Annotated in this window: 2 protein-coding genes; one reads left to right on the top strand and one right to left on the bottom strand. The window is 42.0% G+C overall.

What is annotated here, in order from left to right:
* On the bottom strand, nucleotides 1-515 hold a 515-nt coding region (locus tag AB4653_RS02270; RefSeq protein WP_372103215.1), incomplete at its 3' end, for a substrate-binding domain-containing protein.
* Nucleotides 516-768: 253 nt separating this feature from the next.
* On the opposite strand from AB4653_RS02270, the gene AB4653_RS02265 reads away from it, so the two are divergent.
* Nucleotides 769-1,131 carry a DUF3024 domain-containing protein gene (locus AB4653_RS02265; RefSeq protein ID WP_009844792.1) on the top strand — a complete coding sequence of 121 codons (363 nt, stop codon included), beginning with the start codon at nucleotides 769-771 and terminating at the stop codon, nucleotides 1,129-1,131.
* Nucleotides 1,132-1,301: the final 170 nt, after the last annotated feature.

The following is a 1,301-nucleotide window of genomic DNA, read 5'->3' as shown; positions in this document are numbered from 1 at the left end:
TTGATGTCAGACACTAGACGGTCGTTAATGATTTTTGTCAAACCAAGTAAGCTCTCGAAGCTGTAACGTGAACCAGAAGAAGCTTCACGAGTTACAACTGCGATAGGTTGATCCGCACCACCTATGGCTTTCCAGTTTGTGATTTTTCCTTTGTAGATATCGAATAGCTGTTCACGTGTAACGTTGCTTACACCGTTTGAACGGTTAGTCACGACGGCTAGGCCGTCAAAGGCAATTGGAAATACCTTCAATTTTTCGCCCTGTTCGCGGTCAGTTAAGTAACGTGAGCTCATACCAATATCAGCGACACCTTTATTGACCATGGTAATACCCGCTGTAGAACCGATGCCTTGAACCGCAATATAGTTATCAGGGTGAGTCTTGTTGTACTCCTCAGCCAATACATCCATCACACGTGATACCGAAGTGGAGCCCGAAATATTGGTTTCTTGTGCAAAAGCAGCGTGAGAAGACAGGGCTAAGGATAAAAGAGAGGCAAGCGCGACTCGTAACATAAACAACTCCTAGTTAATAACATTTGCCGGCTATGATAGGTCGGTTATATGACAATTTTGTGAAATTCTATCCGCTCAATGTGTCGCTATTAGCTTGATGAGTGAAAGCGAGTTAGGTTTACAAAAGCAGGATTCGTTTCTGGGAGCAGGACGGGTATTTTGTTTGCGCTAGTTCGCTAAAATGTTGGTTGAGTCCTAAGCTAAACAAAGGAATTCACTACTTAGAAGTTTCTATGAAGTTACAAGAGGTGTTATGTCCGTCATTCATATCGAACTGAATCGTCTTTTAATTGGAGCTGAGAAGCTCTGTACATCTCGAAATCGCAGTTTACCTGTCGAGCTAGGCAAGTCCCTTTATGAAGAGTGTGAGGGTGGTGTGCTGTTTTCTCAGGCTCATTATCTGCTCGACTCATCTCATAGCGATTACACAAATGAGATCGCCTGCGTTAGTTTTGATGAGTCACTGTCATGTTGGTTGGTAATGGTGCCGCTAGAAGGTGATGTAAAAACCGATTCAGTAAATTGGGGGCCTTATCCTTACTTACCTCAATCGAAGGATCTTGATGCTATTTTGTCTGAAATAGAAAAAGACCCTAAATCGTACTTCTGGTCGTGATTATTCTGTTGAGATGTTTGCGAGGGGCTTGATACCTAAAACGAACAACTTTTTTTAACTCACCACATTACAACCTATCTGAGTCACTAAAAACAGTCTACGTTAATAAAGCTTATCTGCGTCAGTAAAACGATCTATGTTACTAAAACTATCCGCATCACTATAAATGA

It is taken from the genome of Vibrio sp. 10N.222.48.A3 (assembly GCF_041475345.1).
In the GTDB taxonomy this organism is placed as follows: Bacteria; Pseudomonadota; Gammaproteobacteria; order Enterobacterales; family Vibrionaceae; genus Vibrio; species Vibrio tasmaniensis_A.
This window is presented reverse-complemented; position numbering and strand designations above follow the sequence as displayed.